An 18,293-nucleotide genomic window follows, 5' to 3' on the forward strand; every position below is an offset into this window, starting at 1 on the left:
CTAAAAAGCAAACATATCTACAACTTTTTATAGGATTAAGAAAGAAGAAGAGGAAAACCATCGAAATAAAAAAGAGATTACCACCAAATTTGACGAAGAACCTGAAAAACATAAAAACATCTGCCACCTGCAACCAAACGCATGTAATACAGTAGTTAATAAGTAGTTAGAACGTGGCAGATACCTGTGGCAGATAGGTTGCAGATAAAGTATCTGCAACACGTTATATAATCAAAGAAAAAGCCTTGATTCCTTTATGCAAAGCTATGGGATAATTGGGATCACTCTATGGAGAAATGACAGTGTCTCTACGGGGAAACGACAGTATCTGTAGTGTACTAAATAAGTTGACACTTCTTAAATGCGAAATTCCCATGAAAGAATTAAAAAAGAAGTACACTCCTTACACAGAATCCGAACGAATGTCTTATATTCGTGAGTATTTATCTACTTCGGAAACGAAGTATCAGTTTGCCAAACGTACCGGTATTTGCCGTCGTCTGCTGATTCTTTGGCTTGATAAGTATCATATAAATGATAAAGTTATGAGTACAGACCACCCCTCTTTCAACAAATACTCTGCTGAGTCTCTCAATGAACTGGAGAAAGAACTCGCTGCATTGCGTGCCGAAAATCGCAAACTTCAGCGTGCTCTTCAGGAGGAAAGTCTTCGTCATGAAGCTTGTGAGGAATTAATAAATCTTGCTGAGTCAACCTATCACATCAAGGTTCGAAAAAACTCCGATGCCAAGTAATCGATACCTTGTCACAGGGGAACTCTGCCCGTCATATGCGCGGTAGGCTACAGTTCCTCTGTGATTACTTCGGCATAACCAGACAAGGTTATTATAAGCATGTCAACAGAAAAAAGGAAATAGACATCCTCACATCAAGCATTGTGTTGTATTGTAATGAGTTACGTAAACTTATGCCTAAGGCTGGTATACGTGAACTCTATGCATGCTGTCTCCGCAAGTTTGGTGTCAGGATGGTCATTGGGCGTGATCAATGCTATAATATTTTTCGTGCTAATGGCCTGTGTCAACGTGTCAGACATGTGAGACCAAAGACAACAAATTCTAATCATAATTATTACATTTATCCGGACTTGCTAAATGTTACTCCTAAATTTGTAGCTGACACATTCGGTTCAATGGTTGTAGCGGACATAACCTATGTTGCCACGTACCAGGGATGGGCTTACCTGTCTCTTCTTACCGATGCGGGCAGTCGGGCGATAGTTGGATATGCCCTGTGCAAAACACTTGAAGCGGAAGGTCCCTTAAAGGCACTGAGGATGGCTATAGACTTTTACAACAGATACAATGTTGATTTGAGTAGTCTCATACACCATTCTGACCGGGGAGTGCAATACTGCTCAAACCTGTATGTGGATATGCTCAAGAAACATCATATCAATATTAGTATGACGCAGTGTGGAGATCCGCTACATAATGCCCTGGCTGAACGGATGAATAACACGATCAAGAATGGGTGGTTGTTTGACTGCGAAGATGACAGCTTTGAACAGTTGGATAAACGTATAAGCGACGCCATATATGCATACAATTATGTTCGACCCCATCAAGGTATACAAATGAAAACACCGATGGAACATATTCGTAAGTACGCGGAAAAAGGTAGTTGAAGTCCCGCTCGTCGGGACGGGTGCTCCCGCCCCTTGCCGCGAGGGCGATCCCCGAGCGAAGAGTTTTTGTTGTTTAATGAAGTTTACAGCCCGAAGTCTTGCATTTATAAGAAAAGATACATATGTTTGCAACATCTTTAATATGACAACTTATTAAGGAATTACAAAGGGACAAGTAAACTTATTTAGGTTTTAAAATATATTGAGTTAACTAACTTAGGTATAACAAACGAAGTTGTCAACTAAATCCAGTACAGTACAATCCTTACCTAGAAACTGTAGTGTCCCGCCTTAGAAACTCTCGTTTCCTGCCGTGGAAACTGTAATTTCTAATGCCGGAAACGACAGTTCCCCGCCTGGAAACGGGAAGTTAATGTATACAATAAACTTTTGCACTCATGGAGAATTAGTTTATGTAAGGTTTATACTGTGTTGCAGATACTTTATCTGCAACCTATCTGTCGCAGGTATCTGCCACGTTCTAACTACTTATTAACTACTGTATTACATGCGTTTGGTTGCAGGTGGCAGATGTTTTCATGTTTTTTCAACTTTATAGAGGAGGATTACGCATTAAAATTAGGGTCACAACCGTAAGTCATAAAACAAATTCACCTCTGTGTCCTCCGTGTCCTCTGTGGTGAAAACCGTGCAAGAATGAGCTAAATGATAATTTTCCAGTTAAACAAAATTATAACGCCCGTTCTTTGAGATATTGAAAACGAAATATTACGAAAATAATGATTATCTTTGAACCACTAAAAGGAAAATAACAATGAATGACCTGCTTCGTAAACTCCCTATCGGGATACAGACCTTTGAGAAACTTCGTAAGGGCGATTATCTATATGTAGATAAAACAGAGCTTGTATGGAAAATAGCTTATACATCTACTCCATACTTCCTGAGTCGTCCACGCCGTTTTGGTAAAAGTCTTCTTCTCTCTACCTTTGAAGCCTACTTTGAAGGAAAGAAAGAACTCTTCGAAGGGCTTGCCATTGAAAAACTGGAAACGAAATGGGAAAAGCATCCTGTGCTGCATCTGGATTTAAATGCCGAGAAGTACGATTCCCCAGAAAGACTTTATGATATCCTCAGCCGTCAACTCACCTTATGGGAAATCCAATATGGCAAAGGAATAGACGAGAACACTCTTTCCGGTCGTTTCTCCGGCGTCATCCGTCGTGCCTACGAACAAACCGGTAGCAGCGTCGTAGTTCTGGTAGACGAATACGACAAACCTCTATTGCAAGCTTTAGGCAATGATGTCTTACTGGATGAATACCGTAAAACTCTGAAAGCCTTTTACGGAGTATTGAAAAGTGCCGACCGCTACCTACGTTTCGTCTTCCTCACAGGAGTAACGAAATTCTCACAAGTAAGTGTATTCAGTGACCTCAACCAATTGCAGGACATCACTTTATGGCCCGATTACGGAACCCTTTGCGGCATCACTCTTCAAGAATTATTGGATACCTTCCAGCCGGAAATCAAGATACTGGCAGCCAATAATTCCATTTCTTATGATGACGCGGTACAACGAATGACACGTCTCTACGATGGCTATCATTTTTGCATTAATTCAGTAGGTATCTTCAACCCGTTCAGTGTACTGAATGTCCTGAAATCAAAAGTGTTCGACAATTACTGGTTCCAGACCGGCACACCGACTTTCCTCGTCGAGATGCTGCAAGAAACCGAATACGACCTGCGTACTTTGCTTGACGGGATCGAAGCACCGTCTTCCATGTTCTCCGAATATCGTGTAGATTCCAATAATCCGATTCCGTTAATTTACCAAAGTGGCTATCTGACGATAAAAGATTTCGATAGGGAATTTGGTAACTATCTATTGCAATTTCCTAATGATGAAGTCCGCTACGGCTTCATTAATTTCCTGGTTCCATTTTACACCGGAGTGAGAAACAGTGACCAAGGATTTTACATCGGCAAGTTTGTACAAGAACTTCGTTCGGGAGACTACGATGCCTTTCTTACCCGCCTGCAAGCCTTCTTTGCCGATTTCACCTACGAATTGAACGAGCAGACAGAGCGTCACTACCAAGTAGTTTTCTATATTGTCTTCAAACTTATGGGACAGTTCACCGATGCCGAAGTACGCAGCGCCCGCGGTCGTGCAGATGCCGTAGTGAAAACACCTAAATATATCTATGTCTTCGAATTCAAGCTGCATGACACAGCAGAAGCGGCATTGAAGCAGATCGACGATAAAGGCTATCTGATACCGTATCAGGCAGACGGACGTGAAGTGATAAAGATCGGGGTAGAGTTCAGTGCGGAAAAACGCAATATCAGTCGCTGGCTGGTGTGAACAGATAAAGTTAAATATTATCAGGAGTTACCCATATCCATGCGCGATAGCAACTTCTCCTATGAACAGGAACCAAAGGTAAATAACCGGAGTACACTCTACCTTCCCTGATTTCCAACGGATAAGTTGCGGACATTCGTTCATGTTCCTGCAAGGCTTCACCTTCCGAAGGATGATAATCAATCACAAAACGCCCTGTTGAACCAGAACGTACATAACGGTCATATAAAAAACGCGCAACAACTCCCATATTCATGCGCAGATTAATTTCCACACAGGGATGAATCCGAAAAACCGGCTTTTCATTTTCCGGAAACCGACAAATCATCATATCAACCCCAAGATAACCTTTATAAACGGTTCCTACCAACGCAGAAAGTCTATATTTCAAACAGTTCTCCAAATCCGTCAGAACCTTTGAAGGGACATATTGCGAAAGTTGTTTCCAGATTGCCTCATTAGAAAGCAAACGATTCCCTTCATACATTCCACTCTTTCCGGTATGGAAGAGGGAATATCCCATAAATGTCACTTCACCTGTACCATCGGAATAAAACTCCATGGCAAAGTCTTCTACCTTATTATATATAGTTCCGCAATGATTCCACCCTGCGAAGCAGCCACACGCGTACACCAACCGGATATAAAAGGAGTAAATATGCCTTTACACCAGTTCAAGCCTTTACCGCTTCCCGAAAGCGGAGCTTTCAACAGGCAGCATTCCCGCTCTTCCACAAAGGTTTTCCATTCTTCTTGTGTCTTCAAATAATAAGATTCTCCGCAGAAATATTCATTCAGTTGTAATTCCGGAAGCAATGAGACGGCTTTAGAACGATGGGAGTATTCCCGCAGACCGTTTAATTGCTCCATAGAAGGCAACAGGGCTTCATCCACGCCCAGCCCTGAAAGCCGTTTCCGCAAAGCTACATCCCACCCCCAAGGACGAATATCCAAATTCGGTTCAATAGCAAGTTCCGGCTCTGTCATCAAATCAACCGAAAGTCCTAATAATTCCTGTATCTTCTTCACATAGCCGAGATTATAGGCGGAAGAAGCTAATACAGCACTCCCCTCCTCTACATACCACATCGGAAGCAAAGCCAACTCGGAAGCCATACGTCTGGCCGAAGCCGGAGCCATATAGTTCGTTTCACCGCTAGCCAACGCCAAGTCATGTTCCGGATTGAATATATAAAGAGCCTTTTTTGTCATTTCAAATGAATTCAAAACTTTATTCTGCAAATATATACAGGAAATAGTCAGGAATGACTACAATAACAGAAAGTTGGAATTAAACACACAATTTTGCCATCTCTACTTTGCAAATCCTAAAAAAAGCAGTATATTTGCCACCCGAAAAACAAAGAACTGAAATGGAATCATTCTACCGCACACACGCCTACCTCGTTGAGCACACCAATGCCCCCGTTCGCCGCGATCTTATGGACGAGATCGACTGGAGCGACCGCCTGATTGGTATCAAAGGGACACGTGGCGTAGGAAAAACCACTTTCCTTCTCCAATACGCCAAAGAGAAATTCGGGAACGACCGTTCCTGTCTGTTCATCAACATGAACAACTTCTATTTCTCGGGCCACAGCATTGTAGACTTCGCCAACGAATTTCAGAAACGTGGCGGAAAAGTATTGTTGATCGACCAGGTGTTCAAACATCCGGAATGGAGCAAAGAGTTACGCATGTGTTACGACCGTTTTCCTAACCTGAAAATTGTCTTCACCGGCTCGTCCGTGATGCGACTGAAAGAAGAAAATCTTGAATTACGTGATATCGCCAAGAGCTATAACCTGCGTGGATTCTCTTTCCGTGAATTCCTAAACTTGCAAACAGGCATGAAATTCAGGCATATAGCCTCGAAGAAATTCTTAGCACTCACGAACAGATTGCCAAAGGAGTACTCTCCAAAGTCCGTCCGTTGGATTATTTTCAGGATTATCTGCACCACGGATTCTATCCGTTCTTCCTTGAAAAACGTAACTTTTCGGAGAATCTGCTGAAAACGATGAACATGATGGTGGAAGTAGATATACTTCTCATCAAACAAATTGAACTGAAATATCTTTCAAAGATAAAAAAATTGCTATATTTGCTCGCTGTCGACGGGCCGAAAGCTCCAAATGTGAGCCAACTGGCAAGCGACATACAGACATCTCGCGCCACGGTGATGAACTATATCAAGTATCTGGCAGATGCGCGACTCATTAATCTGGTTTATCCGAAAGGGGAAGAATTCCCTAAAAAACCTTCAAAGATAATGATGCACAACTCCAACCTGATGTATTCCATCTATCCGGTGAAAGTGGAAGAGCAGGATGTGCTCGACACATTCTTTGCAAATTCTTTATGGAAAGACCATAAGGTACATAAAGGAGATAAAAACGTCTCTTTTATGGTAGACGAAGTAATGCCGTTCAAAATTTGCCAGGAAGGCGCAAAGATCAAGAACAATCCGAATGTAACGTACGCGTTGCATAAGGCTGAAATAGGTCGGGGCAACCAGATACCTCTCTGGATGTTCGGCTTTTTATATTAAAAGATTTATTTACTTAAATATTTAATTTAGTTATGACTAAACAGAAGAAATTCATCACTTGTGATGGTAACCAAGCTGCAGCGCATATCTCGTATATGTTCTCTGAAGTAGCAGCTATCTACCCCATCACTCCTTCTTCGACTATGGCTGAGTACGTAGACGAATGGGCTGCCGCAGGACGTAAGAACATCTTCGGCGAAACAGTATTAGTACAGGAAATGCAATCTGAAGGTGGTGCTGCCGGTGCAGTTCACGGTTCTCTTCAGGCTGGTGCGTTGACTACTACTTACACTGCTTCCCAGGGTCTTCTCCTGATGATCCCTAACATGTACAAAATTGCCGGTGAGTTCTTGCCTTGCGTATTCCATGTGTCTGCTCGTACATTGGCTTCTCACGCATTGTGTATCTTCGGTGACCACCAAGACGTAATGTCAGCTCGTCAGACTGGCTTTGCTATGTTGGCTGAAGGCTCTGTACAGGAAGTTATGGATTTGGCTGGTGTTGCTCACTTGGCTACCATCAAATCTCGCGTTCCGTTCATGAACTTCTTCGATGGTTTCCGTACATCTCACGAAATCCAAAAGATTGAAATGTTGGAAAATGATGATCTTGCTCCGCTGATCGACCAAGAAGCTTTGGCTGAATTCCGTGCCCGCGCACTGAACCCGATGAAACCGGTAGCTCGTGGTATGGCTGAAAATCCTGACCATTTCTTCCAACATCGTGAATCATGCAACAACTACTATGAAGCAGTTCCTGCTATCGTAGAAGAATACATGAATGAAATTTCTAAGATCACAGGTCGTAAATACGGTTTGTTCGATTACTATGGTGCAGAAGATGCAGAACGCGTAATTATCGCTATGGGTTCTGTAACAGAAGCTGCCCGCGAAGCTATCGACTACCTGGTAGCAAACGGCGAAAAAGTGGGTATGGTTGCCGTACACCTATATCGTCCGTTCTCTGCTAAACACTTCTTGGCTGCTGTACCTAAGACTGCTAAAACTATCGCAGTTCTTGACCGTACTAAAGAACCGGGTGCTAACGGCGAACCTCTTTACCTTGACGTTAAAGACTGCTTCTACGGTGCAGAAAATGCTCCGGTTATCGTTGGCGGTCGCTACGGTTTGGGTTCAAAAGATACTACTCCTGCTCAAATCCTTTCAGTATTCGAAAACTTGGCTATGCCAATGCCGAAGAACCACTTCACTATCGGTATCGTAGACGACGTTACTTTCACTTCTCTTCCTCAAAAAGAAGAAATCGCTTTAGGCGGCGAAGGTATGTTCGAAGCTAAATTCTACGGTTTGGGTGCTGACGGTACAGTAGGTGCTAACAAGAACTCTGTAAAGATTATCGGTGACAACACTGACAAACACTGCCAGGCTTACTTCTCTTATGACTCTAAGAAGTCGGGCGGTTTCACTTGTTCTCACTTGCGTTTCGGTGACAATCCAATCCGTTCTACTTATCTGGTAAATACTCCGAACTTCGTTGCTTGTCACGTTCAGGCTTACCTGCACATGTACGATGTAACTCGTGGTTTGCGTAAGAACGGTTCTTTCTTATTAAACACAATTTGGGAAGGTGAAGAACTGGCTAAGAACCTGCCTAACAAGGTTAAGAAATATTTCGCACAGAACAACATTTCTGTATACTATATCAACGCAACACAGATTGCACTAGAAATTGGTTTGGGTAACCGTACCAACACAATCCTTCAATCTGCATTCTTCCGTATCACAGGCGTTATTCCTGTAGAACAAGCTGTTGAGCAGATGAAGAAATTCATCGTTAAGTCTTACGGCAAGAAGGGTGAAGACGTTGTTAACAAGAACTATGCTGCCGTTGACCGTGGTGGTGAATACAAGACTTTGGCTGTTGATCCTGCTTGGGCTAACCTTCCGGATGACGCAAAAGCTGAAAACAACGATCCTGCATTCATCAACGAAGTAGTTCGTCCGATCAATGCACAAGACGGTGACTTGTTGCCAGTATCTGCATTCAAGGGTATCGAAGACGGTACTTGGTATCAAGGAACTGCTAAATACGAAAAACGTGGTGTAGCTGCATTCGTTCCTGAATGGAATGCTGAAAACTGTATCCAGTGTAACAAGTGTGCATACGTTTGTCCTCACGCTTCTATCCGTCCGTTCGTACTCGACGCTGAAGAGCAGAAGGGTGCTAAGTTCGAACAACTGAAAGCTGTAGGTAAAGCATTCGACGGTATGACATTCCGTATCCAGGTGGACGTTCTCGACTGTCTGGGTTGCGGTAACTGTGCTGACATCTGTCCGGGTAATCCGAAGAAGGGTGGCAAAGCATTGACAATGAAACACCTCGAAAGCCAATTGGCTCAAGCTGAAAACTGGACTTACTGTGCTGAAAACGTGAAGACTAAACAACATCTTGTTGATATCAAGGCTAACGTGAAGAACTCACAGTTCGCTACTCCGTTGTTTGAGTTCTCCGGCGCTTGCTCTGGTTGTGGTGAAACTCCGTACGTGAAATTGATTTCTCAATTGTTCGGTGACCGTGAAATGGTTGCTAACGCTACCGGATGTTCTTCTATCTACTCTGGTTCTGTTCCTTCTACTCCGTATACTACAAACGAAAACGGACACGGTCCTGCTTGGGCTAACTCACTGTTCGAAGACTTCTGTGAATTCGGTTTGGGTATGGAACTGGCTAACGAAAAGATGCGTGCTCGTCTCGTGAAAGTGATGAACGAGGCTATTGCTGCTGATTGCACTCCTGCTGAAGTGAAAGAACTGTTCGCTGAATGGATCAACAATATGCTGGATGCGGACAAGACTAAGGAATTGGCTGCTAAGATCATTCCGGTTGTTGAAGCTAACAAGGATAAATGTAACCACTGCAAACAAATCGCTGAACTGCAACAATATCTTGTAAAACGCAGCCAGTGGATCATTGGTGGTGACGGTGCTTCTTACGATATCGGTTACGGTGGTCTTGACCATGTAATCGCTTCCGGTAAGGACGTTAACATCCTCGTTCTGGATACTGAAGTTTACTCTAACACAGGTGGTCAGTCTTCTAAAGCTACTCCGGTAGGTGCTATCGCTAAGTTCGCTGCTGCTGGTAAGCGCGTACGTAAGAAAGACCTCGGTCTGATGGCTACTACTTACGGTTATGTATATGTTGCACAGATCGCTATGGGTGCTGACCAAGCTCAAACTCTGAAAGCTATCCGTGAAGCTGAAGCATATTCAGGACCATCTTTGATTATCGCTTACGCTCCATGTATCAACCACGGTCTGAAAGCAGGTATGGGTAAGAGCCAGGAAGAAGAAGAAAAAGCTGTTAAGTGCGGTTACTGGCACTTGTGGCGTTACAACCCGGCTTTGGAAGAAGAAGGCAAGAACCCATTCCAATTGGATAGCAAAGAACCGAACTGGGAAGATTTCCAAGGTTTCTTGAAGGGTGAAGTTCGTTACGCTTCTGTAATGAAACAATATCCTGCTGAAGCTGAAGAACTGTTTAAAGCTGCTGAAGAAAACGCTAAATGGCGTTACAACAGCTACAAACGTTTGGCTAGAGAAAACTGGGGTGCTGAATAATAGTAATACCCTATAAATATAAAGCGGTAATCTTGTAGAAGATTACTGCTTTTTTATTGTATGAACTCTGTCCAACATAAACAGTACTCCCTTTTTCCCACTAGAGTTCATGTCTATTTTATATTTAAAATTAAGAATCACAATGCTCCAATCTATTTATTCTCTGACTTCGGGATCCAACTATCCACCAACTGCCGATGTTCATCCTCCATTTGCGGGCTATTTCTTCTTCATCCATCCGGGCATCCTTCATAGCTGTCATAAAAGAGCTAAGTTCTTCTGTCGTTAGTTTAATGTTGCCAAAGAATTCGGCAGCAAACGGATCTTTCTCACTGAATCCTTTCCATGCAATAGCATGTATTTCTTCCAAGTCTCCATATACTTTCTTCGGATCATCCAAGAATTTCAAGTCAAACTGGTCGAACATCCAATGCGGTGTCCACCCCGTGATGACAATCCATTCTCCTTTGTCCATCGCTTTTTTCAAAGAAGCCAGCATGGTGGAACTACTTGAAGTCATGAGGGTATACCCATCAAGTCCATAAGCAGCAATGGCCTTATCGGTCGTCTTCATTATCCCTGCTCCGGCATCAATTCCCACTATTTCGGAAGAAAAACGGTCTTTGTTAGCTTCCAGCTCACTAATAGACTGGATCGTAACATATTGAGGAACAACCAGTCCTACACGGGCTTCTCCATATACCTCACCCAGGAATTCGATGCTGTCTCCATACTGATCCATATAATCTTTCATCGTTATTGGTAACCAGGCATCCAGAAAGACATCAGATTTCTTTCCTGACATAGATACAAAGATGGGGGCAAGGTCAGCATTTTGCAGTTCAACCTCATATCCATGTTCTTCCAATACCACCTTAGCCAAATGACTCATGGCAATACCTTCCAGCCAATTGGCATAGGCTATTTTTACTTTCTTTTTCTCTAAGTCTGAATTAGTACAGGAAGCCAGCAAAAGTATAACTGACAATACTATTCCTACTATTTTATATATTCTCATACGTATTTTATCCTTTCCGTTTAGTTCTTATTTTTTCGTCCTGCCATTCCTTGTGTGATACGGTCTAAGATGATAGCTAAAATAACAACTGCGATACCACCTTCAAACCCAAGTCCGATTTTCATTTGGGTAATACCTTTCAATACAATTTCTCCCAGACCACCGGCAGCAATCATGGCAGCAATGACAACCATAGAAAGCGACATCATTATTGTCTGATTGACACCTGTCAGGATGGTTGGCAACGCCAAAGGAAGCTGCACTTTATACAATAACTGCCAACGGGTAGCCCCGAACGAACGGGAAGCTTCCACTACATTTTTAGGAACTTGCCGAATTCCCAATCCGGTAAGGCGGACCACAGGAGGCATAGCAAAGATAATGGTGGCAAACACTCCCGGCACTGCTCCCAATCCGAAAAACAAAACGGCAGGAATCAGATAAACAAAAGCAGGCATCGTCTGCATTAAGTCGAGAACAGGACGAAGTATTTTCTCTGCACGCGGACTGTTTGCCGTCCACACTCCTAAAGGTACACCAACAATCAGAGCCAGACAGGTAGATGAAAAAACGAGAGCCAGGGTTTGCATAGTAGCCTCCCAAAATCCCATTCCATAAATCAGTAATAATCCTAATGCGGTGAAAATTGCCGTACCATGTCCTGCCTTCATCCATGCGAGTGCAGCAAGCACTAGAATGGTTATATAAAAAGGTATTCCAAAAAGTACGTGTTGGAATCCTATAATAAAACTACCGATGCCTGCATTCACGGCATCAAAGAAAGTGGAAAAATGTACCATCATCCAATTGATGACCATCTCTATATATTGTCCTATATTTATCATAAATCTATTGCGTTTTGAATTATTTCGTTTATTTCTTCTTTATCTTTCCCCGTCACTTCGATGATTAAGGAGGAAAGCGGGATTGTCCCTAAAAACTCATGCGTCTCATCAATCACCCATACCGGCGAATTGCTCTTTGTCATTAAAGGAAGTATATCCTCCAACACTGTATCCTCCAATACAGAATGCACCTCGGTACGCACAATCGTATCAATGGATTTTTCCTGTCTGCTACGTAACTTAAGCAGGTCGTTCAGACGTACTTCTCCGACCAGTTTATCATCGGCGTCTATGACAGGTAATACGGTGATATTCTTCGCACGCATCTTACGAATCAATACTTCAGGTCCCTCTTTCTTCAGACGGGCCACCAGTGGTTTGTCAATCATTAAAGAAGAAGCGGTGATAATTTTACTCCTGTCCACGTTTTCAACAAAACGGGCTACATAATCGTTAGCCGGTTCGGTCAGTATTTCTTCTGAAGTACCTACCTGCACCACCTCTCCGTCTTTCATAATGGCAATACGGTCGCCCAGTTTAATCGCTTCACTCAAGTCATGGGTAATAAAGACAATTGTTTTTTTCATCTTCGATTGCAAAGCCAACAGTTCATCCTGCATTTGCACACGAATCAGAGGATCGAGTGCAGAGAAAGCCTCATCCATTAGAAGTACTTCAGGATTATTAGCCAGGGCACGGGCCAGTCCGACACGCTGTTGCATTCCACCGGAAAGCTCGCCTACCATCTGATTTTCGTATCCTTTCAATCCGACAAGCATCATGCTTTCCATAGCTTTCTTCGCACGTTCCTCTTTCTTCACTCCCTGAAGTTCGAGACCGAATGCAATATTGCTCAATACGGAACGGTGAGGTAACAGACCGAAATTCTGGAAAACCATCGCCAGCTCTTTCCGACGAACCTGCAATAATTCTTTTTCGGAAATTTTAGATATATCTACTCCGTTTACAAGCACTTGCCCGGTAGTAGGACGTATCAGACGATTGATACAACGCAGTAATGTCGATTTTCCACTTCCCGAGAGTCCCATTATCACGAAAAACTCTCCTTCATTAATTGAAAGATTGGCATCTTTCACTCCTACCGTACAACCGGTATCTTTCAGAATTTCCTCTTTACTCTTATCTTTTTTCAACATCTTGAGGGCTTTCTGCTTCTCGTTACCAAAGATAAGGTACAAATCCTTTATTTCTATTTTACTCATATAATATATTGGTTTAGATTATAATATTTGTTTTGTTTTCAACTGCCGCATTCCTTATTCTCACTTACGATAAACAAGTTGAATGTTCGCATGGTTCAGTCATGTCACATGATAACATGACGGTCCGACGTTTTTTAAATGGTTTAAAAAAAACAGACAGAGTAGTTTAAAAGGAATAGAATTTGATAAGATTATCCTCTTAATGAACAGTAGAAAACAGTATTTTCATAAATAAATAACAGTCTGTTCTTGCATATTGTTGGCACAAAGGTAAGGAAAATAGATTAAATATGCAAATTTCATTCAGGTACGGAGTAATTCCAAAGATGCTTTTTCAAGTCTACGCATCCATTTTGTTTGAAAGAGATCCCTTCTTCCAACAAGAGTTGTTTCTGCTCTGTCCAACCCGGAACAAGCCGTCCCGACGCATTGACAACCCGATGACAAGGCGCAGATAAATCATCCGGAATCTGTTTCAAAGCACGCCCCACCATACGGAAACATTGAGACATTCCCAATAATGCGGCAATTCCCCCATAGGTAGAAACTTTACCTACCGGAATTTCTCGGACAACCTGATACACCTCTTGACAAAAGGATGCGAAAAGGCTCGCCTTATCTACTTTATAATCTTTCATCACTCAAACATTACTTTATTTCAGTTCCAAAACTAGATAAAAAGAAAAGAATTTGCAAATAATAAAAGCATTTCAAATAAAATATGCAACTTTATTTGCTTTATTTACAAATAATCCCGACCTTTGTACCCATTAAAAGCAACCCTATTATTAACAAAACAAGCACTGCTGTTATGAAAAAGAAGACAATTCTATTCGCTTCTTGTTTATTGGGAGTATTCGCTTTCAGCTCCTGTGAGAAGAACCTTTATGATGAAAGCAAGCAACCTGAAAAAGAAATTCAAGTAAAAGACCTGAATATACCCGCAGGCTTTCAATGGAAATTAACTCAAGTAGCCGCAGGAACAGTAGCTGCTACTACCCCCACTATGGTTTCCTTCTTTTTGGATGAAGCATGTAGTAAAGAAGAGAAAATAGCCGACATTCCTGTAGATACAGAAATTTCAAGTCTCCCTTTGAGCATCCCAACCTACGTAAATACATTGTATGCCCAGTACAAAACCAGCACCAATGAAACAAAAAAAGTAGCCATACCTGTAAATGCAGATAGAAGTTTCTCACTGAACATTGCTAATGATGCCAAATCCAAATCTAACACCACCCGGTCAATCACTCGTGGGCATGATATAGAAGATGACATCCAATTGGCAAAAGGAGTCATTTTTCATCCCAAAGATGGTTGGGGAACAATCATGTTTGAAGACCAATTCCCATCATTAGGAGATTATGACTTTAATGATTTTGTAGTCAATTATAAGGTGCAGTTCCAAGGCATTAAAAAGGTTGACAAAAAATACACTGCGCAGTATATGCAAATAGGATTACGTCTAAAAGCTATCGGAGGAATATTCCCTTATTCTCCTTATTTAAGACTGAAAGAAATAGATTCTGACGAAGTGGAAAGTATAGAAGTTTATGAAACTAAAAACGTGATTCCTGCGATCGACGGAGTAGATCTTGTCCCCAATAAACATCTTATCATTGATTACAGCCCTTTAATTAAGAATCTGGCTAAACCTGCAGGCAGCCAATATTATAATACAGAAAAGAATGCTTTGGTAGCAACAAGTGATTTACCGGAGATCAATATTCTGATCACCCTAAAAAAGAGAAAAGAAGTAAAGGAAATATTAGAAGGCGATGAATTCGACTTGTATTTAAAACGTAATGATAGCGGAACAGAAATCCATATGAATGGTATTGAACCGATCACTTACCAATATCCATTCAATGATAAAAATCTGCTACCGGTATATACAAACGGGGACGAAGAAGATGATAATTATTATTTTAGTGCAGGACGCCTGATTTGGGGATTAAGAGTACCAGGCAACGCAGCGCATGCTATTGAAAAAGCTAATTTCTTGGAAGCCTATAAAGGATTTGCAAAATGGGCGCAAAGTAGTGGCAAAAACGAACAAAACTGGTATAATCAAGGAAACGCAGATAAAAGTTTATTGATTCATAACTAACACATATCAATAAATCCCGGTAAACATTGAAAATTCAAGTTACCGGGATTTATTGTATTCTGACGTGAATAGTTTTGATTCTATCCTTTCCTTTTCAGCAAATCTGTCGGACTTTCACCAAACTGCTCTCTATAACATTTGGTAAAATAAGAAGGAGAACTAAAACCGACTTCATAACCAATCTCCGCCACTGTCATATCTGACGAAGCAAGCAGGGAAGCAGCCTTCTTCAAGCGAGCGATGCGAAGCAATTCATTCGGAGAATAATTAGTCAGGGATTTTATTTTGCGATAGAGTTGCACACGACTTAATCCCATATCCTTACCCAAATCCTCTACATTCAAATTTGAATCTCCCATCTTTGCTTCAATTAAAGCCTTGAATTTTTCCACAAAGTCTTTATCCATATCACAGACATCCTCTTTCGCCAACGTTTGTCCGTCACCAAAGAACTGTTTCAGGCGGCGATGTGAATCTATCAGATTACGAACGCGTGCCAACAGCAATTGCGAACTGAAGGGCTTGGAGATATAAGAATCCGCACCTCCGTCATATCCCTGAATCCGTTGTTCATCCAAAGAACAGGCTGTCAATAGGATGACAGGGATATGGCAGGTTTGCAGTTCGCTTTTCAGCCGACGGCAACACTCTATTCCATCAATACCAGGCATCATCACATCAGAGATTATCAAGTCCGGAACATATTTCATTGCTTTGCGGATACCCTCCGAACCGTCTGCTGCTTCAATAACAGTATAATCGGTATGGAGTAATCCGCGTACATACGAACGGATATCTGCATTATCATCAATTACCAAAACAGAGGTTTGGAAGAATCATAGCCTTTTTCCAGTTCCTCTTCTTCGACAGCTAAAGTTTCATTCAGGTTGGAAGAGGCAGGAGAACCGGAAGAAGCAGGATTTAAAGGAACTGCAGAGATTGATGACTTTAGAGAATCTTCGGCCAGAATAGTCTCACAAGTCTGTACCGGTAAATCAACGGTAAAGACAGTGCCCTGCTTTTCATCACTTTCCACAGAAATTGTACCTTTATGCAATTCAACGAAAGCTTTAACCAGTGCAAGCCCGATTCCCGAACCGGCGTGGTGCATGTCTATTTTATAAAAACGATCGAAAATACTCCGGATATGTTCGGCGGAAATCATTGAACCGGTATTGGCAACAGTAAAACGAATCCAGCGAGTATCCTCTTTCGTCAAGGAAGATAAACGAACCGTTATCTTTCCATTTTCCGGTGTGAACTTGAACGCGTTGGAAAGAAGATTAAAATAAATACGTTCCAACTTTTCCATATCCGCCAATGTATGGTAATCCGTATCCGGCATATTATCAAAAAAGAAATGAATGTGTTTCTTCCGGGCCGCTGCAAGGAATGATTCGTTCCAGCCCTCAAAAGAGGAAAGAACATCTACCTGACAGGTGTATATTCCATCTTACCGTTCTCGTATTTACGGAAATCCAGAATCTGATTGACAAGACGTAAGAGGATATTCACGTTTCGTTGAATCAGCATCAACATTCGATGCTGATCTACACTTAGTGTATGATCGGCCAATAAATGTTCTACCGGATCGGCAACCAATGTCAGCGGAGTACGGAAATCGTGAGATATATTTGTGAAAAAAACCAGTTTGGCATGCGTTGCCTCTTCCAGTTGATGAGAAAGCTGGATGAGCTGATCCCGTTGCTCTTCCAGTTTGTCCCGCTGTTCTTCTAATTGGTCGCGTTGTTCCTCTAACTTGTCCCGCTGCTCTTCCAACTGTTTCTTCTGCTCGGAAAGTTCCTTATTCAGACGATTTTTAGCACGGAGAGATTTATAGACTACCAATAATAAGCCTGCCACCAATAGAAGAATGACCAAACCGCCATACATCACCACCTGCTGTGTAGCAACACGAGACAGATATCCGCCGATACGTCCGTTCAATGTTTCAATCTTCTGATCCAGTTCCGAGATGTGAGTTGTCTGAAGTTGCATGACATGCGCATTCGTACAGTCGACCACCGCAGTGTTCATGACCGTTTCCCGGGGATAAGGCTTTTTCTCAAGGATATTCATTGCCAGTTGCATCACTTTGTCGCCATTGGTCGGATAAATAAAAGTAGCATTCAACACACTGTCGAGTACCATTTCCAATCCGTTGCCTTTGCCGGGGAGAGCATCGATACCGACAAAAATCATTTCCTTCTCCCGTCCCACTTTCTTTGCAGCCTGATAAGCTCCCGGAGCGATACGGTCATTATGCGCATACACGGCGTCTATCTTCGGATGCCGACGGAGCATACTATCCATTTCCACTTCCGCCGGTTCACGCTCCCACGCAGCATCCGCTTTATCAATCAGTTTGATATCCGGAAAGTTACTGATAGCAGCCATAAATCCTTGATGGCGTTCCATGGCAGGAGTTGAGCCACCCAGTCCGGTAAGTTCCACCACATTCCCTTTTCCTTTCAGGCTTGACGCAATATAATTACCTACCGCACGTCCTATTTCATAATTGTCGGCACCGATATAGGCAGTATATTTATCAGAAAGAATCTTCCGGTCTACCAGGATGACAGGTATTCCCTTTTGATAGGCTTCCTCTACAATCGGAGTCATGGGGGCCGCTTCGTTGGCAGAAATAATCAATAAGTCAACCCCTTCATCTATAAAATAATGAACGTCTTCCGCCTGTTTGCGATTATCATCCGCAGCCGACCGGATTTCAACCGATACCCCATCGTAGAACATTGCTTCGCGAAGAATTTCATCATTCATCTTATGCCGCCAGGAGTCATCACTACATTGCGCCACCCCGATACGGAAACGCGGTGCATCCTGCCGACAAGCCGTCATGCCAAGAAGACAGAGCAAGACTGCTATCCACTTTGTATATCCCATCATTCTAATCATTCTCATTTTTTTCGTATTTCTTTCTATGACCCAAATGGACGATTGAGAACAAAAATAAGAAATAAAACT

General features: G+C 42.3%; 8 protein-coding genes and 4 pseudogenes. 6 read left to right on the forward strand and 6 right to left on the reverse strand.

Features of this window, described 5'->3' with window-relative positions:
- The first annotated feature begins 374 nt into the window (after positions 1–374).
- The 3 genes from DXA05_RS13195 (at position 375) to DXA05_RS13205 (ending at position 3,980) form a co-directional block, all read left to right on the forward strand.
- Positions 375–755 carry a hypothetical protein gene (locus DXA05_RS13195; protein ID WP_015532999.1) on the forward strand — a complete coding sequence of 127 codons (381 nt, stop codon included), beginning with the start codon at positions 375–377 and terminating at the stop codon, positions 753–755.
- A gap of 35 nt (positions 756–790) precedes the next feature.
- Entirely contained in the window at positions 791–1,648 is an 858-nt protein-coding gene (locus DXA05_RS13200; protein ID WP_015533000.1) for an IS3 family transposase, read from the forward strand.
- A gap of 775 nt (positions 1,649–2,423) precedes the next feature.
- Positions 2,424–3,980 (forward strand): ATP-binding protein, encoded by a 1,557-nt coding sequence (locus DXA05_RS13205; protein ID WP_004315119.1) that lies wholly within the window; start codon positions 2,424–2,426, stop codon positions 3,978–3,980.
- A 10-nt stretch (positions 3,981–3,990) separates the two neighbouring features.
- On the opposite strand, the pseudogene DXA05_RS13210 reads toward DXA05_RS13205, so the two are convergent.
- Positions 3,991–5,192: pseudogene (locus tag DXA05_RS13210) on the reverse strand (hypothetical protein).
- A 161-nt stretch (positions 5,193–5,353) separates the two neighbouring features.
- Here DXA05_RS13210 and DXA05_RS13215 point away from each other — a divergent pair.
- Positions 5,354–6,531 (forward strand): annotated as a pseudogene (locus DXA05_RS13215) (AAA family ATPase).
- 32 nt (positions 6,532–6,563) lie between these two features.
- Complete coding sequence (gene nifJ, locus DXA05_RS13220; RefSeq protein WP_128859243.1) at positions 6,564–10,112, forward strand: pyruvate:ferredoxin (flavodoxin) oxidoreductase; 3,549 nt, start codon at positions 6,564–6,566, stop codon at positions 10,110–10,112.
- Between the two features lie 152 nt (positions 10,113–10,264).
- On the opposite strand, the pseudogene DXA05_RS13225 reads toward nifJ, so the two are convergent.
- The 4 genes and pseudogenes from DXA05_RS13225 to DXA05_RS13240 all read right to left on the reverse strand — a co-directional run bounded on the left by DXA05_RS13225 (position 10,265) and on the right by DXA05_RS13240 (position 13,836).
- Positions 10,265–11,130: pseudogene (locus tag DXA05_RS13225) on the reverse strand (glycine betaine ABC transporter substrate-binding protein).
- A gap of 20 nt (positions 11,131–11,150) precedes the next feature.
- On the reverse strand, positions 11,151–11,975 hold the full coding sequence (locus tag DXA05_RS13230; RefSeq protein ID WP_128859244.1) for a proline/glycine betaine ABC transporter permease: 825 nt from the start codon (positions 11,973–11,975) through the stop codon (positions 11,151–11,153).
- Entirely contained in the window at positions 11,972–13,198 is a 1,227-nt protein-coding gene (locus DXA05_RS13235) for a glycine betaine/L-proline ABC transporter ATP-binding protein (protein ID WP_128859245.1), read from the reverse strand. The genes DXA05_RS13230 and DXA05_RS13235 overlap by 4 nt, the downstream gene beginning before the upstream one ends.
- Positions 13,199–13,497: 299 nt before the next feature.
- The gene (locus DXA05_RS13240) at positions 13,498–13,836 is read right to left on the reverse strand and encodes an MGMT family protein (protein WP_128859246.1); all 339 of its coding nucleotides are present in this window, start codon (positions 13,834–13,836) and stop codon (positions 13,498–13,500) included.
- 83 nt (positions 13,837–13,919) lie between these two features.
- Between DXA05_RS13240 and DXA05_RS13245 the strand changes: the two genes are divergently transcribed.
- On the forward strand, positions 13,920–15,308 hold the full coding sequence (locus DXA05_RS13245) for an LruC domain-containing protein (protein WP_128859247.1): 1,389 nt from the start codon (positions 13,920–13,922) through the stop codon (positions 15,306–15,308).
- Positions 15,309–15,388: 80 nt separating this feature from the next.
- Here the strand turns inward: DXA05_RS13245 and DXA05_RS13250 are convergent.
- A pseudogene (locus DXA05_RS13250) lies at positions 15,389–18,212 on the reverse strand (substrate-binding domain-containing protein).
- Between the last annotated feature and the right edge of the window lie 81 nt (positions 18,213–18,293).

Source organism: Bacteroides sp. AM54-2NS, assembly GCF_003602935.1.
In the GTDB taxonomy this organism is placed as follows: Bacteria; Bacteroidota; Bacteroidia; order Bacteroidales; family Bacteroidaceae; genus Bacteroides; species Bacteroides xylanisolvens.

Excerpts from the sequence above, each read along its gene's own strand:
- DXA05_RS13230 (WP_128859244.1), bottom strand. The coding sequence starts at position 11,975 with ATGATAAATATAGGACAATATATAGAGATGGTCATCAATTGGATGATG.
- nifJ (WP_128859243.1), top strand. The coding sequence starts at position 6,564 with ATGACTAAACAGAAGAAATTCATCACTTGTGATGGTAACCAAGCTGCA.
- DXA05_RS13195 (WP_015532999.1), top strand. The coding sequence starts at position 375 with ATGAAAGAATTAAAAAAGAAGTACACTCCTTACACAGAATCCGAACGA.
- DXA05_RS13200 (WP_015533000.1), top strand. The coding sequence starts at position 791 with ATGCGCGGTAGGCTACAGTTCCTCTGTGATTACTTCGGCATAACCAGA.
- DXA05_RS13240 (WP_128859246.1), bottom strand. The coding sequence starts at position 13,836 with ATGAAAGATTATAAAGTAGATAAGGCGAGCCTTTTCGCATCCTTTTGT.
- DXA05_RS13235 (WP_128859245.1), bottom strand. The coding sequence starts at position 13,198 with ATGAGTAAAATAGAAATAAAGGATTTGTACCTTATCTTTGGTAACGAG.
- DXA05_RS13205 (WP_004315119.1), top strand. The coding sequence starts at position 2,424 with ATGAATGACCTGCTTCGTAAACTCCCTATCGGGATACAGACCTTTGAG.
- DXA05_RS13245 (WP_128859247.1), top strand. The coding sequence starts at position 13,920 with ATGCAACTTTATTTGCTTTATTTACAAATAATCCCGACCTTTGTACCC.